Annotated in this window: 20 protein-coding genes; 3 read left to right on the top strand and 17 right to left on the bottom strand. The window is 40.2% G+C overall.

Going from position 1 to position 19280, the window contains the following annotated elements; translation table 11 throughout:
- Positions 1–9 precede the first annotated feature (9 nt).
- The 13 genes from C0T34_RS12300 to asnC all read right to left on the bottom strand — a co-directional run bounded on the left by C0T34_RS12300 (position 10) and on the right by asnC (position 11453).
- Positions 10–426 carry a F0F1 ATP synthase subunit epsilon gene (locus tag C0T34_RS12300; RefSeq protein WP_006534340.1) on the bottom strand — a complete coding sequence of 139 codons (417 nt, stop codon included), beginning with the start codon at positions 424–426 and terminating at the stop codon, positions 10–12.
- A 21-nt stretch (positions 427–447) separates the two neighbouring features.
- The gene (gene atpD, locus C0T34_RS12295) at positions 448–1830 is read right to left on the bottom strand and encodes a F0F1 ATP synthase subunit beta (RefSeq protein WP_023583323.1); all 1383 of its coding nucleotides are present in this window, start codon (positions 1828–1830) and stop codon (positions 448–450) included.
- Positions 1831–1864: 34 nt separating this feature from the next.
- Positions 1865–2728 carry a F0F1 ATP synthase subunit gamma gene (gene atpG / locus C0T34_RS12290; RefSeq protein WP_006534342.1) on the bottom strand — a complete coding sequence of 288 codons (864 nt, stop codon included), beginning with the start codon at positions 2726–2728 and terminating at the stop codon, positions 1865–1867.
- A gap of 58 nt (positions 2729–2786) precedes the next feature.
- Complete coding sequence (gene atpA, locus C0T34_RS12285) at positions 2787–4328, bottom strand: F0F1 ATP synthase subunit alpha (RefSeq protein WP_006534343.1); 1542 nt, start codon at positions 4326–4328, stop codon at positions 2787–2789.
- A 14-nt stretch (positions 4329–4342) separates the two neighbouring features.
- Positions 4343–4876 (bottom strand): F0F1 ATP synthase subunit delta, encoded by a 534-nt coding sequence (gene atpH, locus C0T34_RS12280; RefSeq protein ID WP_006534344.1) that lies wholly within the window; start codon positions 4874–4876, stop codon positions 4343–4345.
- A 12-nt stretch (positions 4877–4888) separates the two neighbouring features.
- Complete coding sequence (gene atpF / locus C0T34_RS12275) at positions 4889–5359, bottom strand: F0F1 ATP synthase subunit B (protein WP_036914499.1); 471 nt, start codon at positions 5357–5359, stop codon at positions 4889–4891.
- Between the two features lie 61 nt (positions 5360–5420).
- Positions 5421–5660 (bottom strand): F0F1 ATP synthase subunit C, encoded by a 240-nt coding sequence (gene atpE / locus C0T34_RS12270; protein WP_004246596.1) that lies wholly within the window; start codon positions 5658–5660, stop codon positions 5421–5423.
- A 45-nt stretch (positions 5661–5705) separates the two neighbouring features.
- On the bottom strand, positions 5706–6530 hold the full coding sequence (gene atpB, locus C0T34_RS12265) for a F0F1 ATP synthase subunit A (protein ID WP_023583322.1): 825 nt from the start codon (positions 6528–6530) through the stop codon (positions 5706–5708).
- 31 nt (positions 6531–6561) lie between these two features.
- Positions 6562–6939: a F0F1 ATP synthase subunit I gene (gene atpI / locus C0T34_RS12260; protein ID WP_098941545.1), complete on the bottom strand. Its 378-nt coding sequence runs from the start codon at positions 6937–6939 to the stop codon at positions 6562–6564.
- Positions 6940–7551: 612 nt separating this feature from the next.
- On the bottom strand, positions 7552–8178 hold the full coding sequence (gene rsmG, locus C0T34_RS12255) for a 16S rRNA (guanine(527)-N(7))-methyltransferase RsmG (protein WP_109850225.1): 627 nt from the start codon (positions 8176–8178) through the stop codon (positions 7552–7554).
- A complete protein-coding gene (gene mnmG, locus C0T34_RS12250) occupies positions 8175–10073 on the bottom strand; it encodes a tRNA uridine-5-carboxymethylaminomethyl(34) synthesis enzyme MnmG (protein ID WP_109850224.1) in 1899 nt (632 codons plus the stop codon). The genes rsmG and mnmG overlap by 4 nt, the downstream gene beginning before the upstream one ends.
- A 377-nt stretch (positions 10074–10450) precedes the next feature.
- Positions 10451–10891 carry an FMN-binding protein MioC gene (mioC, locus tag C0T34_RS12245; RefSeq protein WP_098941548.1) on the bottom strand — a complete coding sequence of 147 codons (441 nt, stop codon included), beginning with the start codon at positions 10889–10891 and terminating at the stop codon, positions 10451–10453.
- A 100-nt stretch (positions 10892–10991) separates the two neighbouring features.
- On the bottom strand, positions 10992–11453 hold the full coding sequence (gene asnC / locus C0T34_RS12240) for a transcriptional regulator AsnC (protein ID WP_023583317.1): 462 nt from the start codon (positions 11451–11453) through the stop codon (positions 10992–10994).
- A gap of 159 nt (positions 11454–11612) precedes the next feature.
- Here asnC and asnA point away from each other — a divergent pair, with 159 nt between their 5' ends.
- The gene (asnA, locus tag C0T34_RS12235) at positions 11613–12605 is read left to right on the top strand and encodes an aspartate--ammonia ligase (protein WP_098941549.1); all 993 of its coding nucleotides are present in this window, start codon (positions 11613–11615) and stop codon (positions 12603–12605) included.
- On the opposite strand, the gene viaA is transcribed toward asnA, so the two are convergent.
- Both viaA and ravA read right to left on the bottom strand, forming a co-directional pair.
- Positions 12606–14063 (bottom strand): ATPase RavA stimulator ViaA, encoded by a 1458-nt coding sequence (viaA, locus tag C0T34_RS12230; protein WP_098941550.1) that lies wholly within the window; start codon positions 14061–14063, stop codon positions 12606–12608.
- Between the two features lie 7 nt (positions 14064–14070).
- Entirely contained in the window at positions 14071–15570 is a 1500-nt protein-coding gene (gene ravA, locus C0T34_RS12225) for an ATPase RavA (protein WP_098941551.1), read from the bottom strand.
- Between the two features lie 281 nt (positions 15571–15851).
- On the opposite strand from ravA, the gene rbsK reads away from it, so the two are divergent.
- Complete coding sequence (gene rbsK / locus C0T34_RS12220) at positions 15852–16781, top strand: ribokinase (RefSeq protein WP_098941552.1); 930 nt, start codon at positions 15852–15854, stop codon at positions 16779–16781.
- Between the two features lie 65 nt (positions 16782–16846).
- Here rbsK and mdtD read toward each other — a convergent pair whose 3' ends face one another.
- Together mdtD and C0T34_RS12210 are read right to left on the bottom strand one after the other, a co-directional pair.
- Positions 16847–18241 (bottom strand): multidrug transporter subunit MdtD, encoded by a 1395-nt coding sequence (gene mdtD / locus C0T34_RS12215; protein WP_098941553.1) that lies wholly within the window; start codon positions 18239–18241, stop codon positions 16847–16849.
- 82 nt (positions 18242–18323) lie between these two features.
- The gene (locus C0T34_RS12210; RefSeq protein ID WP_023583311.1) at positions 18324–19010 is read right to left on the bottom strand and encodes a FadR/GntR family transcriptional regulator; all 687 of its coding nucleotides are present in this window, start codon (positions 19008–19010) and stop codon (positions 18324–18326) included.
- Between the two features lie 40 nt (positions 19011–19050).
- Here C0T34_RS12210 and C0T34_RS18225 point away from each other — a divergent pair.
- On the top strand, positions 19051–19280 hold a 230-nt coding region (locus tag C0T34_RS18225; protein ID WP_109850223.1), incomplete at its 3' end, for a hypothetical protein.

Below are 19280 nucleotides of genomic sequence, written 5' to 3'. Positions count from 1 at the left end.
CTATTTACATCAACGTCGAGTCAATTCGATTACACGTAGTTTTGCAATCGCTTTGGCTAATTCTGCTGATGCTTGAGCATAATCAACATCACCATGAGAGGATTGAATGTGTTCTTCAGCTTTACGCTTAGATTCCAACGCTTTCGCTTCATCCAAATCACGACCACGGATAGCTGTATCTGCCAGTACAATGACGCCAGTCGGCTGAACTTCGAGAATACCACCTGAAAGGTAGATAACCTCTTCTTCGCCCGATGTTTTTACGACACGTACCATGCCCGGTTTTATGGCAGTTAATAACGGGGTATGCTGCGGATAAATACCGAGCTCACCTTCGCTACCAGTTACCTGAATTCGTTTGACTTCGCCGTCATATAACTGCTTTTCAGCGCTGACAACTTTCAGGTGGAACGATGTATCGGCCATATCAACCTCCCGTCAGCCGTATTAAAGCTTCTTAGCTTTTTCTACTGCTTCTTCGATAGTACCAACCATGTAGAACGCCTGCTCTGGCAGGTGGTCATAATCACCGTTCAGAATACCTTTAAAGCCACGGATAGTGTCTTTCAGGGAAACGAACTTACCTGGTGAACCGGTAAATACTTCAGCAACGAAGAATGGCTGAGATAGGAAGCGCTGGATCTTACGCGCACGCGCAACAACCAGTTTATCTTCTTCTGACAGTTCATCCATACCTAAGATAGCGATGATGTCTTTCAGTTCCTGATAACGTTGCAGGATTGACTGAACACCACGAGCGACATCATAGTGCTCTTGGCCAACTACCAGTGGGTCTAACTGACGACTGGTTGAATCCAGTGGGTCAACCGCAGGGTAGATACCTAATGAAGCAATTTGACGGCTCAGTACAACTGTCGCATCTAAGTGAGCAAACGTTGTTGCTGGTGATGGGTCAGTTAAGTCATCCGCAGGTACGTATACAGCCTGTACAGAGGTGATTGAACCTGTTTTGGTTGAAGTGATACGTTCTTGCAGAACACCCATCTCTTCAGCCAATGTTGGCTGGTAACCTACCGCTGATGGCATACGACCTAACAGTGCTGATACTTCAGTACCTGCTAAGGTGTAACGATAGATGTTATCGACGAATAACAGCACGTCACGGCCTTCATCACGGAATTTTTCAGCCATAGTCAAACCAGTCAGTGCTACACGCAGACGGTTTCCTGGTGGCTCATTCATCTGACCATAAACTAACGATACTTTGTCAAGAACGTTAGAATCTGTCATTTCATGATAGAAGTCGTTACCCTCACGAGTACGCTCACCAACACCGGCAAATACAGAGTAACCTGAGTGCTCGATCGCGATATTACGGATCAATTCCATCATGTTAACTGTTTTACCAACACCCGCACCACCGAACAGACCTACTTTACCACCTTTAGCAAACGGACAGATTAAGTCCATTACTTTGATACCGGTTTCAAGCAGTTCTTGTGAGTTTGATAACTCTTCGTAGGTAGGTGCTTCACGGTGGATAGACCAACGTTCTTCAGTTGCAATATCACCTTTCATATCAATAGGTGTACCCAGAACGTTCATGATACGTCCCAGTGTTGCTTTACCTACTGGTACTTCAATTGGGTGGCCCAAGTTTTCAACTTTTAAGCCACGGCTTAAACCGTCTGATGTACCCATTGCGATACAACGAACGATACCACCGCCTAACTGTTGCTGAACTTCCAGCACCAGTTTTTCTTTACCATTCATAACCTCAAGAGCGTCGTATACTTTAGGGACGCTATCCTGAGGGAACTCGGCGTCCACTACGGCGCCGATTACCTGGACAATCTTTCCAGTAGCCATCTTGAATCCTCTACGTAATTCGTAAACCTAGCTGTTATACCGCGGCTGCACCAGACACAATTTCTGTAAGTTCCTGAGTAATGCTTGCTTGGCGTGCTTTGTTGTACACCAATTGCAGTTCTTTAATCAGGTTACCACCGTTATCTGTAGCGGCTTTCATCGCGACCATTCGGGCGGCCTGCTCACTCGCTAAGTTCTCTACGACGCTCTGGTAAACTTGCGATTCGATATAACGACGCAGTAAAGTATCCAGTAACGCCTTAGGATCAGGTTCGTACAGATAATCCCAAGATTTTTCTTTCAGCTCTTCATCATCACCTGGTGGTAATGGTAAAACCTGAAGAATTTTAGGCTCTTGAGCCATGGTATTGATGAACTTATTTGCCACCACATACAGTTTATCTAAACGACCTTCGTCATAAGCCTGCAACATGATATTGACTGGACCGATAAGGTCTGACAGTTTTGGATCATCACCCATACCAGTTACTTGACCAACAACATTCCCGCCTACTGAGCCAAAGAATGAAGCGGCTTTAGAACCGATTAGTGCTAAATCTACCTGCACACCTTTTTCAGACCACTCTTTCATGTCTGCCAGCAGTTTTTTGAACAAGTTAATGTTCAAACCACCACACAAACCACGGTCGGTCGAAACAACCAGGTACCCGACACGTTTAACTTCACGCTCTTCGAGGTATGGATGTTTGTATTCCAGATTCCCTAACGCAAGGTGACCAATCACACTGCGCATGGTTTCTGCATAAGGACGGCTGGCTGCCATGCGTTCCTGCGTTTTACGCATTTTCGACGCGGCGACCATCTCCATCGCTTTAGTGATCTTCTGTGTGTTTTGCACACTGGCGATCTTCGAACGTATCTCTTTTGCGCCGGCCATTTCTGCTTCTCCTCATGAACCAGACGGCCTAATGTTTAACTATTAGGCCGAATAGTTATTACCAGGACTGAGTCGCTTTGAAGTTTTCTAGCACGCCTTTCAGCTTCGCTTCGATTTCTTCGTTATAAGTACCAGTCTGGTTGATTTCTTTCAATAAATCAGCATGTTCACGAGAGGCATAAGCTAATAAAGCCGCTTCAAATGGCACAACTTTTGAAATTTCAACATCTTCCAGATAACCACGTTCTGCTGCAAACAGTGATAAAGACTGTTGTGCGACAGACATTGGTTCGTACTGTTTCTGTTTCAGCAATTCAGTCACTTTCTGACCGTGGTTCAATTGTTTACGGGTAGCATCGTCCAGATCTGAAGCGAACTGTGAGAATGCTGCCAGCTCACGATACTGCGCAAGTGCAGTACGGATACCACCAGAAAGTTTCTTCATGATCTTAGTCTGAGCTGCACCACCAACACGAGATACGGAGATCCCTGGGTTAACAGCTGGACGGATACCTGCGTTAAACAGGTTAGATTCTAAGAAGATCTGACCATCGGTAATAGAGATTACGTTCGTAGGAACGAATGCAGAAACGTCCCCTGCTTGCGTTTCGATAATTGGTAACGCAGTCAGAGAGCCGGTTTTACCTTTAACTTCACCATTAGTGAAAGCTTCTACATACTCAGCATTAACGCGAGCAGCACGCTCCAGTAAACGGGAGTGCAGATAGAAAACGTCACCAGGGTATGCTTCACGTCCAGGTGGACGACGAAGTAACAGTGAAATTTGACGGTATGCGACAGCCTGTTTAGACAGGTCATCATAAATAATCAGGGCATCTTCACCACGGTCACGGAAGTATTCACCCATTGCGCAACCTGAATAAGGAGCTAGGTATTGCAACGCTGCTGATTCTGATGCAGAAGCAACAACAACAATGGTGTTTTCTAACGCGCCATGTTCTTCTAATTTACGAACAACGTTCGAAATAGTAGAGGCTTTCTGACCGATAGCGACATAGATACATTTAATGCCAGAGTCGCGTTGGTTGATGATCGCATCGACAGCCAGAGCAGTTTTACCTGTTTGACGGTCACCGATGATCAATTCACGCTGACCACGACCGATTGGGATCATGGCATCGACGGATTTGTAACCTGTTTGTACAGGCTGATCAACTGATTGACGGTCGATAACACCAGGAGCAATCATCTCAACAGGTGAGAATCCATCATGCTCTACTGCACCTTTACCATCAATCGGCTCACCCAGTGTGTTTACCACACGGCCAAGCAGACCACGCCCTACAGGTACTTCCAGAATACGACCTGTACATTTAACTTTCATGCCTTCTGCTAAGTCAGCATAAGGACCCATCACAACCGCACCAACAGAGTCGCGCTCTAAGTTCAGTGCGATAGCGAAACGGTTACCCGGCAGTGCGATCATCTCACCCTGCATAACTTCGGCTAAACCGTGGATACGAATGATACCGTCACTAACGGATACAATCGTACCTTCATTGTGAGCTTCACTCACTACATTGAACTGAGCAATGCGCTGCTTGATCAGTTCGCTGATTTCAGTGGAATTCAGTTGCATATGCTCCAGTCCCCTTAAGACTGCAAGACGTCCGTTAATCGCTCTAAACGGCCACGAATACTGCCATCGATGACGAGGTCACCGGCGCGTATAATCATGCCTGCGATAACAGACTTATCAATTTTGCAATTCAGCTTCACTTTGCGTGATAGACGTTTTTCCATCGCTGCAGAAATGTTAGCTAGCTGCTGTTTAGTTAGCTCAATGGCAGAAGTTACTTCAACGTCAACCGTTGACTCTAGTACTGCGCGCAATTGAATAAATTGGCTCAATACTTCAGGCAACGTTGATAAACGGCCATTATCAGCCATAACACGAATTAAATTCTGAGCATGACCATCTAATTGTTCGCCACAAAGGTCAACAAAGATGTCAGCCAGTTTTTCTGATGCTAAAGAACCAGAAAGTAATTCGGTTACCTGCTCATTGCGTGCTACTTCAGCGGTGAACGCCAGCATAACCTGCCATTTATCGACAGCCTGGTTTTCCACAGCAAAGTCAAAAGCTGCTTTGGCGTAGGGGCGAGCTACCGTTGCTATTTCAGACATGCCCCTCCCTCCTTACAGTTCAGCGACCAGTTTATCAACGATGTCGCTATTAGCAGCTTCATCCACGGAACGTTCAATAATTTTCTCGGCACCTGCGATAGCCAGCATTGCGACTTGTTTACGAAGTTCTTCACGAGCACGTTTACGCTCTGCATCCAATTCGGATTGAGCTTGTGCAACGATCTTACTACGTTCTTGCTCTGCTTCTGCTTTAGCGTCTTCAATCATTTGAGTGCGTTGTTTATTCGCGGATTCAATGATTGCTTGAGCTTCTGCTTTTGCTTTCGCTAGCTGATCGCCTGCATCGGCTTTCGCTAAATCTAAGTCCTTTTTAGCACGTTCTGCAGATGATAAACCGTCAGCAATTTCTTTTTGACGTTTTTCAATGGCCGCCATAATTGGTGGCCATACGAATTTCATACAGAACAAAACAAACAGGACAAATGCGACGGCCTGGCCGAGGATTGTTGCATTTAAATTCACAGCACAATACCTCTTTCTTGGTTATTAACTAACTTGATGCTTTTACTGCTCATTGCCATCATTAGGCAACAGCAAACATCACGTAAAGGCCCAGACCCACAGCAATCATTGGGATGGCGTCAACCAGACCCATAACGATAAAGAACTGTGTACGCAGAAGAGGGATCAGATCAGGCTGGCGAGCAGCACCTTCTAAAAATTTGCCTCCGAGGATTCCGATACCGATTGCAGCACCGATTGCAGCTAAACCCATCATAATAGCGGCAGCCATGTACAGCAGATCCATACTCAGGTTTTCCATGACAGTCTCCAGTTTGTTTCAGTTATTTCTTCAAAGAGTTAATAATTAATGTTCTTCAGATGCCATCGACAGATAGACAATCGTTAGAACCATGAAAATAAATGCTTGTAACGTAATAATCAGTATGTGGAATATTGCCCAAGGAAGGCTTAATAACCACTGTGACCACCACGGTAACAGACCAGCAATAAGAATAAAGATCAGTTCACCTGCATACATGTTACCAAACAGTCGAAGACCGAGGGAAACAGGTTTTGATAGCAGGCTTACCCCTTCCAAGATTAAGTTGATAGGAATAAAAATTGGGTGATTAAAAGGCTGTAAAGTCAGCTCTTTTGTAAACCCTTTTATGCCTTTCATCTTAATGCTATAGAAAAGGATCAGGATAAATACACCAATTGCCATCGATAGAGTAATACTCACGTCCGCAGTCGGAACGATGCGTAACGCTGGTAACCCTAAGATGTGTTCACCGATATAAGGGATGAAGTCGATTGGTAATAAATCCAGGGCATTCATTAACAGCACCCAAACGAACACAGTCAATGCCAAAGGTGCAATGACCTTGCTCTTTCCGTGATACATATCACGGACGCTGCTATCAACGAAACCGATGATCATTTCTACTGCAGTCTGGAATTTTCCCGGTACGCCACTGGTTGCTCTTACTGCTACTTTTCTAAACAGCCATAGGAATAGTGCTCCCATCAATACTGAAAAGAAAAGTGAGTCAATATTTAACACCCAGAATGATGGCGCATTTTCAGCATGGGGATTGACCAACTCGAAAGTACGCAGGTCCAACTGAAGGTTATTCAGGTGGTGACCTATGTAGTCTCTAGTGGTTAATGCTTCTCCTGATGCAGACATGATGCCAATTACCCTTTTGTTGTTAAAAACGCTAACCGTTAATGACGGCTGGTGCAACGACCTGCATAACAAGCACCGCTAAGTAGGTCATGACCAGTGGTGCAAATGCCGCTTTAAACACTCCTAAAGCAACAATCAGCAAGGCTATTGATAATATAACCTTCAACCCTTCACTGAAAGCAAAAAGCCAGTTTATGCGAACTGGAGCTTCTTCTTCGTTGACTTTTTGTAAGCGCATTAACAAAAGAAAAGCAATATTGGGTAACCAACATGCCAATCCGCCTAAAAAAGCCGAAAAACTCCAGTCTGTACTCTTTAAGTAGAAACTCGCACTGAGAATAACAAAAGTCATAAACTGCAAAAATAACAGTTTCAGTGCAACTTTCCCGTTGTAGAGGGAGACAGACATGACGTTTGTATTCTCCAGACTAGCTATCGTAAAAGGTATTACTGAATGATGTATCAAACTGTCTTTGCTATAAAGTGTCAAGTGACAAAAACGAGCAAATTATACGGGGCGTGGCAATGAATTCAATCAATAAGTAGCGAAAAAGTGAAGATTAATTTAAATTTCTTACCAAGGTTCCATTTATGAAAAATGATTAAGAACAAAAAGAGTAAAAATAATAGTGCTGAAGAAAATAAATAAAGTGATTTACATCACAAATATAAAAGTATAAATAAAGCTTATTTCATAAAATATATAACAGAGTTAACAAATAAACTCCCTTTTATGAACAAATTAGTGGCAATTGAAAAATAATTAGCCAATTTTCAATTAAATAAATTCAATATTTTTATAATGCACAGAATTATTAATTTATTTTGGAAATAAAAAGAGAAAAACTAAGGTTACAAAGAGGATTAAAGTAAAAGATAATAAATTGTTAATTTATTGTTTTATTAAGGTGAATTTTAATGTTCCTCATAAATCCCCATAAAACAAATGGCGATAACATTGTAAATATTATCGCCAGAGCACAAAAAATGAAAAAGGATCAGTGAGACTCAATATTTTTGATTAAATAATCACCAAATGTCTTTGTTCATTCAATTCAGGTATCGATAAGCTAATCACTTTTTCAGGCATTTTTAATCCATTATCAGCAAGTTCATCTAACTCTTCTTGATGAATTTGTCCTTTCAATGCATAAAAACGACCGTGTTCTTCAGTCACTAAATGAGAGCACCAAGAGAGCATATCGTTCATAGAGGCAAATGCTCGACTGATAACGCCATCAAAAGGCTTCTCTGTTTGGTATTCTTCAACACGGTATTGAACTGGCTCAATATTATTAAGTCCTAGTTCATGCTGAACTTGCTTCATAAAGCGAACGCGTTTACCTAAGCTATCCAATAACACAAAATGGTGATCGGGACGCATTATCGCCAATGGAATACCTGGCAATCCAGGTCCAGTTCCCACATCAATAAATCTTTCACCTTCAAGATATTGGCTCACAACAATGCTATCCAAGATATGACGAATAAGCATTTGCTGTGGATCTCTTACTGATGTGAGATTGTAGGCTTTATTCCATTTATCAAGCATCGCAACATAACCTGTAAGTTTTTCAGCTTGAATATCGGTAAGCTCAATATTGGCTTGCTTAGCCAGCTTTTTTAGCCGATTAAGTAAGTCACTCATGATGCGCTCCTGCGTAATAGGCCCTGTTTTTTTAACCAAACTAATAAAATGGAAATAGCAGCAGGTGTGACTCCTGAGATCCGCGATGCTTGTCCGATCGATGTTGGTTTGTGATCGTTAAGTTTTGCAATAACTTCGTTAGATAATCCGCTGACTTGTTTATAGTCCAGATCAATCGGTAACGCGGCATTTTCATTGCGTAGCTGCTTTTCGATCTCTTCTTGCTGGCGATTAATGTAGCCTTCGTACTTAACTTGGATCTCAACTTGTTCAGCAGCTTGCGGTTTTGAATCATCAATACCCGGTGCAAAACGAGTGATGTTTTTCAGTATGTCGTAAGTCATTTCTGGGCGACGTAATAAATCTTCACCATTAGCTTCTTTAGATAATGGCGTATTCAGCAATTCATTGATTTCTGAAAGATTATCAGCTTGTGGATGAACCCAAATATTTCTTAAACGTTGACGTTCTTTTTCGACAAGCTCAACTTTTTCACTAAATTGTGCCCAACGGTTGTCATCAACCATACCTAATTCACGACCAATTTCAGTTAGACGTAAATCAGCATTATCTTCACGTAACATCAAGCGATATTCAGCACGAGAAGTAAACATGCGGTATGGCTCTTTTGTACCAAGAGTACAAAGATCGTCAACTAACACACCAATGTATGCTTGATCACGACGTGGGAACCAACCTTCTTGATCGAAGGCATAACGTGCCGCATTAAGACCTGCAAGCATACCTTGAGCAGCAGCTTCTTCATAACCGGTTGTACCGTTAATTTGGCCAGCAAAGAATAACCCGTTGATAAATTTGCTTTCTAGAGTTTGTTTTAGATCTCTAGGATCGAAGAAGTCATATTCAATAGCATAGCCAGGTCTAATGATCTTCGCATTTTCCATACCTTTCATAGAATTTACAATTTGCATTTGAACATCAAAAGGTAAGCTCGTTGAAATCCCATTTGGGTAAATTTCGTTACTTGTTAAACCTTCTGGCTCTAAAAAGATTTGATGTGAGTTACGATCAGCAAATCTCATCACTTTATCTTCAATAGATGGGCAATAACGAGGCCCTATTCCTTCGATGACACCAGCGTACATTGGGCTACGATCGAGGTTATTACGAATAACATCGTGCGTTTTTTCGTTTGTGTATGTGATATGGCAAGGCATTTGTTCAGGATGCTGATCCACATTTCCTAAAAACGAGAAAACAGGCATTGGAGTATCACCCAACTGAACAGCTAATTGGCTAAAGTCGATAGTTCTAGCATCAATACGCGGTGGTGTACCTGTTTTTAAACGACCTACACGTAGCGGTAATTCGCGTAGTCTGTGTGATAACGAAATTGAAGGTGGATCACCTGCACGACCACCACTGTAATTTTCTAAACCAATATGGATTTTACCATCTAGGAAAGTCCCGACGGTTAGAACAACAGATTTAGCACGGAATTTTAAGCCCATGCGAGTGACAGCACCTGTCACTTGGTCGTTTTCAACAATGAGATCTTCAACAGGTTGTTGGAAGATCATTAAATTAGGTTGATTTTCAAGAGTAGTACGAACAGCTTGGCGATAAAGAACACGGTCAGCTTGTGCTCTTGTTGCTCTTACAGCTGGGCCCTTACTTGCGTTAAGAGTTCTGAATTGGATACCTGCATGGTCAATAGCAGTTGCCATTAATCCACCCATGGCATCGATCTCTTTTACCAGATGCCCTTTACCAATCCCACCAATAGCTGGGTTACAAGACATTTGGCCCAAAGTATCAATATTGTGGGTCAGTAATAGGGTTTGACGCCCCATACGAGCTGCAGCCATAGCGGCTTCTGTACCGGCGTGACCACCACCGATGACAATGACGTCAAAGTGTTCTGGATAAAACATGTGTGAACCTTAAATGTTACGAATGCTGAATGTGTTGCATTGGGAAAACGAATTCTACTCAACTTTTTGACAGATACAAGCGAGCAGATCCGCAGGTAATTATTTAAAGATCTTTTTATTTAAAGATCTCTTTATTAGATCTTTTATTAGGGAAGCGATCCTCTGTGGATAAGTGGATTTTCTATTTAAAGATCATAAAAGTGTAAAGGATCATATACTGTGAATGATCCGTGATCTATCTGCTGATAAGCTGGGATCAAAATGACGACTTATGCACAAGTCATTTCTTGATATAGCCTTATACAATGGATAACTACGGGTTAACCCCTGCTTTTAAGCAGAGTTATCCACATTCGTTTGCTGTTTTTTTGTGCAAATTAAAATAAATTTTTCCAAGAAGCTATCCATTCTTCTGCTGGATCTTCCGGAATATCGTACTTTTGAATATCAATTTCGAGACGATCGCCAAGGCGAGTTGCCCCTTTTTCCACCAATTTTTGATCCAATGTTCTGATCGCACCGCAGAAAGTGTCATATTCACTACTTCCTATGCCGATCGCACCAAAGGTGATATTACTAAGATCAACGGAATCAGCAGATATTTCATTAGCAAAAGGCAGTAGGTTGTCAGGAATATCACCCGCACCATGCGTTGATGTGACCACCAGCCAGATCCCTTCATTTGGAAGATCATTAAGAGAAGGCCCATGGTGCAGATCTGTCTCAAATCCTTCATCAGATAAGATCTCTGCAAGGTGTTCTGCGACATATTCAGCACTACCCATGGTACTGCCACTAATAAGAGTGACTTTTTTCATTAATGATCTCCTTATGTTCAAGACGCGCTATTGTACGCTGTGAATCACTTGGGATCTACCTGTGGATAATGTGGTTATAAAAAAAAATAAGAATTTACCCTTATGGCTTGATCGTCCTTATTATCGGGTTTTGCAGTGAGATCAGGGTTTCTGTTGACTGAATTTCATCAATTGTCTGAATTTTGTTGATAAGTACGTCTTGTAAGGCTTCTATACTTTTACACATAACCTTAGTAAAAATACTGTATTGCCCTGTTGTGTAGTACACCTCTACAACTTCATCTAACTTGTCTAGTTTATCTAATGCTGTGTGATAGTCTTTTGCACTTTTAAGAATAATGCCAATAAAGCAGCAGACATCAAAACCGAGTTGCTTTTCACTAATATCAACTCGAGTTCCTGTAATAATTCCCGCCTGCTTCATTTTCTCAACTCGAACATGAATTGTGCCTGGGCTAACTTCGAATTTTTTGGCTAATTCAGCGTAAGGTGTTCTCGCATTCGCCATTAATGCGTGAAGTATGTCACGATCGAGATTATCGATCTGATAAATATTGTCCATAATTCCCCTCTATTTTTAACGATAATACATTTTTATAGCGTTATTTTTAACGATTTAAAACAAGCAAGGCTATTTTTAATGAAGTATATTGAATTTAATACCCGTTTTGTTGCTTAATCTATATCAGCAAAACACGACATCATCACTAGGGATACAAAAATGGAAAAATCATTCATCCAGACTCAACAGCAAATTAGCTTTGTTAAATCTTATTTTTCACGACTGCTGGAAAAAGAATTAGGACTGATTGAAGTTCAAGGACCGATCTTAAGTCGCCTTGGTGATGGAACTCAAGATAACTTATCAGGCCATGAGAAGGCAGTACAAGTTAAAGTCAAATCTTTACCAGATTCTACTTTTGAGGTTGTCCATTCATTAGCTAAATGGAAACGTAAAACATTAGGTCGTTTTGGATTTAGTTCTGGGCAAGGTCTTTATACTCATATGAAAGCTTTGCGACCAGACGAAGATCGCTTAACTCAAATCCACTCGGTTTATGTTGATCAGTGGGATTGGGAAAAAGTGATGGAAGATAAAGAGCGTACAGTTCCTTATCTTAAACAGACAGTGGGTAAAATTTATCAGGCAATAAAAGAAACTGAAAAAGCCGTCAGTGAAGAATTTGGTCTGGTACCGTTCCTGCCAGATCAAATTCAATTTATCCACACTGAAGAGTTACTGCGTCGTTATCCTGACCTTGATGCTAAAGGTCGTGAAAAAGCGATTGCAAAAGAATATGGCGCCGTTTTCTTAATTGGCATTGGCGGTAAGCTTTCTAGTGGTGAACCTCATGATGTGAGAGCACCTGATTATGATGACTGGACGACACCAAACGAAGACGGATTTGAAGGTTTAAACGGTGACATTCTTGTCTGGAACCCTGTTCTACAAGATGCGTTTGAATTGTCATCAATGGGTATCCGTGTCGATCCTGAAACATTAATGCGTCAGTTAACATTAACAGATGATACTAAACGCCTTGAGCTGGATTGGCACAAAGCATTAATGCATGGTGATATGCCACAAACTATCGGTGGCGGTATCGGTCAATCTCGTTTAGTGATGCTATTGTTACAAAAAGAGCACATTGGACAAGTACAATGCGGCGTGTGGGAAAAAGACACCCGTTTAGCTTTCGCCGATATGCTGTAATTATTGGCGCCAGCGTCGAAGTAAACGACTTTTTAATCCAGTATCAAAACGCCATATATGGTCAAAGATTTTCATGATGCTGGGTTTACCGTAATTGGATAGGGTAACCGCATGGAAGCGATTGTGCTGTTGCTGTTGGCTTTTTTTGATTTTGTTGATTAGGTTTTCGGGTAACCTTTGGGCGACAAAGTCAGAAATAACAACAGCATCAGCATCTTTCCATGCTGGGCTATTAAGTTTTTCCGCGACATTATCTAAACAAGCACTTAAATCTGTTCCCCCTCTAAATGATTGATTCAAAAACTTGATAAGATCTTGTAGGCCATTAGACGATGACAACTGGTAATGTATAGTTTCAGTGGAAAATAACATCACATGGCATGAACGATTATCAGCTAGCGCTATTTTCATCAATGCTAATCCAAAAGCTTTAGCACACTGTTCGTTAAATCCCCCCATTGAACCTGATGTATCAATACATACAATAAAAGGCCCTCTCGGTCTTTCTTCATCATGGTGATGAGTTACTGGACGCAATACAGTGCGCTCTTGCCAATTATCCCCTTGTAACCGATAAGTATTGAGCTGCTTTTCCACCAGCTTTCGATAAAACTCATATTCGATTTCATTAATACCTAACAAGGCGAGTTCGGCAGGAAGTAAGCGCAAGATATCATCACTGAGCCCTATTCCATTGACTTGCTCTGGTGTTGTATCGGGTGCTTTCTCAACAATAGTCACAGGTTCAAAAATCACACTCTCTTCAGGAAGTGATTTGGCTGTTTTGCTACGCCCAAGCAAACTTGCGAGTTTATGTAATTCAGGTTGTTGATCGAGAAAGTCGCTATAACGTTGAATAATTTTCTCATCGAAAGGTGTTTTTGTTAAAACGCCTTTGCTCATATCCCATAAACGCCCTGCTGCACGCTCATTTTCTGAGAATGTATTACTTAAGCTTCCACTTAACGCTAAACGTTCTTGTAGTTCAGCGAGGAGTTGCTCTTGTTCTTGGTCAAATAGCGCTTTGTGTAATGCTGTGACTTGGAAAATTAAACTTATCCGCCAGTGTTGAATAAACAAAGCTTGTTGAGCTGGTGAAAAAGGTTTATTGGTTTTAATTAGTTGTGATGCTTCTTCAATAAAAGAGGAGTCTAGCTTGTTTAATTCAGCCAGTATTTGCTCTACTTGCTGATTAAATATGGCGTTACCTAATGACTGAGTTTGTTGATAAAGGGCAAATTCATCAGCAATCATAGTAGGTACTAAGGTTTCTTTTACTCTTTGCTGTAAGCTTTTTTTCCATTGATGGATATCTTTAAGTAAGGCTTTTTTGAGTCTTGGATGCTTTTCAAAAAATACCGCTAATTGAGGTGATGCAAGTACAGCAATAATAACTTCCTCAATAAGCTGCCCTTCATTTATGGCTAAAAGCATATCTAATGTTGAAAGTGTCAGCATAATATCATTACTTTATTTGGCTTTTTAATTGCGATAATTTTTCATTAAGCTGAACAAAACTTTGCTCGATGGAAATAAGCCAATCATTATCAATAAATAAATTTGGTTGATGATGATTAAATTTTTCCTGCTCACCATAAATTTCTTGAGTCAGATCTTTTAATTTATCTAGCCACTCTTTGTTATTTTCAATAGGAGCAGCAGGCGCTGTCTCTTTTTGTTGATAAAGAGATGTTGTTCGACGACTCACATCTAAAATTTCTAATACACCATCTTGACGTATTTGCGCATTAATTGATTGTGGGAAACCAATACCATTTAAACGCGCTAATAATTCATCCCCTTTAGCTAAAAAATTTTCTAATGCTTTTTGCTCGATAGTAATAAAGTTAACTTGAATACTATGGATATGCAGAGGGATATGTAAAAACAACGTGAATTTATCAACCTGCATTTTTTCTGATAGGCTAAAATGTGCATTTCGTCCAAACATTCCACTTTGTTTTTCAAAACGAAAGGCCTGCTGATCTTGTTTACTTCTTGTTGATTGCATCCACTCAGCCCATAAACTTTCTGTTTTTCTAATCAACTCTAGCTGATGGTAGGCTTGTTCTGTTAAAAGGCTTTGTAATAACTTATCTAATAATGCAAATGATGCTTGGTCATGCCACAGGCAATCTTTTAATAAAATAAGATCTAATGGTGAAATAGCACTACGGCCATTAAAAAAAGCACTGGCTTGTAAAAGGCGTACCGCTTTTTTCCAACGTCTATCTGAAACATAAGGTGCGGCATCACTTTTATCTAAAGACTCACGAAGTTGATAAATTAAATCAAATAAGTGGTCATCTAAAGTGACCTTTTCTAATTCTGATTGCCAACGAGAGAACTCTTCTGCGGTAATTTGGATATGTTCTGGAATATGAAAAGAGCCTACTTCTTTATTAATGAGTAGTGCACGAAAGTTTTTCTTATCCTGAACTTTGGTTAGCCAAATACGGATAAGCATTCGGTCATATAGTGCTTCAAGACTACTGTCTGAATCAGGTAGCTCATTAGAGGCAGAGACTAATAAACGCATTGGAATAGCAACTTCAGCTTCTCCATTTCTAAATTTACGCTCATTAATCGCTGTTAATAACGTATTAAGAATAGCGGGCCCTGCTTTCCATATTTCATCAAGAAAGACAACTTCAGCATCAGGTAGATATCCCTCAACTAAACGCTGATATTTACCTTCATCTTTTAAAGCTTGAATAGATAAAGGGCCAAAAATTTCTTCAGGGGTTGAAAAACGCGTCATTAGGTATTCAAAAGCTTTAGCCTCTTTAAAGGCTTCTTTCATTCTTCTGGCTATTAAACTTTTAGCAATACCTGGAGGGCCAAGTAAGAAAACACTCTCACCACTCAGTGCTGCAAGTAGACAAAGACGGATAGCTGACTGTCGCTCATAAAGCCCAGTTTCAAGATATTGGCTAAGTTGTGAAATCCGCTCTGCAAGTTGCATAAACACTCCTAATAATGGGTACTTATTTTCGTCATCATCCTGAAAATATCAGAAAAGGATTGCTGACATATAGTCAAACATTCTATTAGCACACAAATTGTTTATAACAAAAATCGATTCAGCTTCCTACTGCTTATTTTTGGTTCTTTTTTGTTTTACTAGCGAAACGTTTCGATGGTGATCACGTTTTTTCATTAATGTTGCTGAGATGATCGGTTTAAAATATTGAATGTCATTTATGCGATACATCTAGAATTTATTACTGAGAGTAAGGAAAAATCATGGAAGCGAAGAAACTTGTGATTTTAGGTAGTGTTAATGCTGATCATATTCTTAATGTTGCCCATTTTCCGCTTCCTGGTGAAACTATTTCAGGTAACCAATTTCAAATGGTATTTGGCGGTAAAGGTGCTAATCAGGCGGTCGCCGCTGGGCGTTGTGGTGCGAATATTTCATTTCTTGCTTGTCTAGGAAATGATGATATTGGTAAAAAAGCCAAAGCTCAATTAATGACGGATAACATTGATACCAAGAGCATTGAGTTAATTGATGACGTAGCAACAGGTGTCGCGCTGATTTTTGTTAATCAGCAGGGTGAAAATGTCATCGGTATTCATGCTGGTGCTAATGGGCAACTAGATGCAAGTTATGTTCAGCGCCATGGGAATATAATAAAAGAAGCTGATGCTCTATTAATGCAATTAGAATCACCACTTGATTCTGTTTTGAAAGCCGCAGAAATCGCTAAACAAGAAAATGTGCAAGTAATATTAAATCCAGCGCCAGCTCAGGAATTACCTGATGAGCTGTTATCACTTGTCGATATTATTACGCCAAACGAAACAGAGACTGAATATCTGACTGGAATTAAAGTCATCGATGATGAAAGTGCTCAACAAGCAGCGGATGTTTTACATAATAAAGGTATTAAAACGGTTCTTATTACATTAGGAAGCCGTGGAGTTTGGGTGAGTGAGCAAAATAATAAAGGTTGTATCGTTCCTGCATTTAAAGTGAAAGCAGTAGATACCATCGCAGCAGGTGATACATTTAATGGCGCGTTAATCACTGCTTTATTAGAAGGGCAATCTATGATGTCAGCGATTAAATTTGCTCATGCTGCGGCTGCCATTGCTGTCACTCGAGCAGGCGCTCAACCATCAGTGCCTTGGCGTCATGAAGTGGATACTTTTTTAGCTTCATCCTTATAGGGTGTTTCTTCTATATATAAAGAAAAAGAGAGCCTAGGCTCTCTTTTTTAGTTTGAATAAAGCTATCAGGCTTTTCTCTTTTTATTAGTTAGATTATCGCCATCATGTTTATCAAGGAGTAAGAATACAAAGGAAGACAGCAATGTAATGATACCAACAGTAATAAAAGTATAATGGAAGTTATCAACCGTAGTGCCCACATTCTCTGTATCAAAATATCCTAAAATAGAAGCACTTACTGCAATACCAAAACTTATTGCCAATTGTTGGGTGACAGCCAAAACACTATTTCCTGAACTTGCATTGTTGTCTGTTAAATCAGCCAATGAAATTGTATTCATTGATGTAAATTGTATAGACATGACCACCCCTAATAAAAAGAGTGGAATGACAAGATAGTAAATAGACATATCTGGTGATTGAAGTGAGAACTGGGCTATCATCAAACCAATAATAATTGTGATAGCAAAGAGTGTTCGGCGATAGCTAAATTTTACTAAGATCTTTGTGACAAATGATTTTGCTAAAATAGAACCTAAAGCCATTGGTGCCATCATCATACCGGAAATTATTGCAGGGTAACCAAAACCCACTTGCAACATAAGTGGCATTAAAAAAGGAATACACCCAGTTCCTAATCTTGTTGCAATATTTCCTGCAATACCGACAGAGAATGTGCGTGTTTTAAATATATTGAGAGGGATTAGTGGTTGCTGGTGGCGTCTTGCATGATTGACGTATAACCCTAGTAAAGAAAATCCACCTAAAATAATGGCAATAGGAATATAGCGAGAGATATTTTTATCACCAAAAAGATCAAGACTGACAGAAAGCATGACTAAGCCAAAACCAAAGAAAATAAAGCCAAGTAAATCAAACTTTCGTTTTGGCATAGTGAAATTAGGCATATGCTTGATGGCATAGAAAATACCTAATAGGCCAATAGGAATATTTATAATAAATATCCAATGCCAAGAGGCATAAGTAACCAATATCCCTCCTAAAAGAGGTCCAGCTATGGGGCCTACTAATCCTGGCATTGTGACAAAGTTGAGAATGGGCAGTAATTCGCTGCGTGGATAAGCTCTTAATAAAGCAAGGCGTGCAACCGGCATCATCATTGCGCCACCTATACCTTGTATAATTCGTGAAATAACAAGAAAAGTGAGGTTAGGAGAAAGTGCACATAATAAAGAGCCACCAGAAAATAAAGAAACCGCAATAATAAAAATTTTACGCGTTCCAAGTCTATCGGCTAACCATCCACTGACGGGGATCAATAATGCAACAGTTAAGGTATAGCTGATAACAGCCGATTGCATCGCGAGAGGAGAATGATTAAGGCTTTTTGCTATGTCTGGTAATGCCGTATTAAGAATGGTTGCATCGAGAGCCTGCATAAAAAAAGCCATTGCAGCAATCCAAGGCAACCCAGACATATTTTTGGCGGATTTCAACATGAAGCATATACCGTCTTTGTTCTATATTTTGATTATCGCTTCATTATAAACAGAAAACCTACAAAATTTGTATTAAAACTATTCAATCACTGGTTAATAAAATTAAACAGAGATCACGCGCCTTATTTCCATCTTTATCAATAATTGCCTGAACAATTTGGTTATGTGTTTCCGGTTGAACGGTTTCATTGCCCACAATAAGATCAAAATACTTTTTATAAGCAGAAAGAAATAATGAGCCAAAAGAGGCAAAGAACGGATTGCCACTTGCTTGATAAATGAGATAGTGAAATTGAGTATCGATATCTAGCCAATGTTGTCTGTCAAAATTCTCATCAAGTAACTGCATTTCTCTGCCAAATAAAGCAAGAGACTGTTTTTGGCTTTCGGTTGCATTAAATGCGGCTAAATAACAGGCTTGAGGTTCTATTGCTAAACGAACGTGATGGAAATAGTGGCTGACTTTATTAAATTCACCACTGTCTATCCACCAATTAAGAAGATCATTATCTAATAGATTCCAATTTTGCATTGGAGTGACACGAGTACCTATTCTTGGACGAGGTAAAAGCATTCCTTTAGCAGCAAGCATTTTTATTGCTTCTCTAATAACAGTCCTGCTGACGGAGAGTAATTCTGCTAATTCTATTTCTCCTGGTAACAAAGATTCAGGTTCATAGTGACCAGAAAGAATTTGTTTACCTAATTTTTCAGCAACTATATAAGAAAGATTTTTTTGAGAAGCTGAACGTTGTTCGCTAAATTGCATAATAAAGGTTACCTATACCATAATTTGTCTTCTATCTTACGTGAGTCAGCTAGAGAAAGCTGTTCGGATTTCACGCTATCAGCATAAAATTAGAGCGTTTTTCTTTATTTTGTTGAAAAAAAAAGCGAACAGAAAAAAAGTTGAAATAAATACTTGCGCTAATCCGAGAACTCCCTATAATGCGCATCCACTGACCGACGATGAGCTGACAACAGCCACGAAGGACAGCGAAGAGAAAAGAAAAAAGTTTGAAAAAACTCTTGACTCTTC

Source organism: Proteus sp. CA142267 (assembly GCF_003336825.1).
GTDB lineage: Bacteria > Pseudomonadota > Gammaproteobacteria > Enterobacterales > Enterobacteriaceae > Proteus > Proteus terrae.
This window is presented reverse-complemented; position numbering and strand designations above follow the sequence as displayed.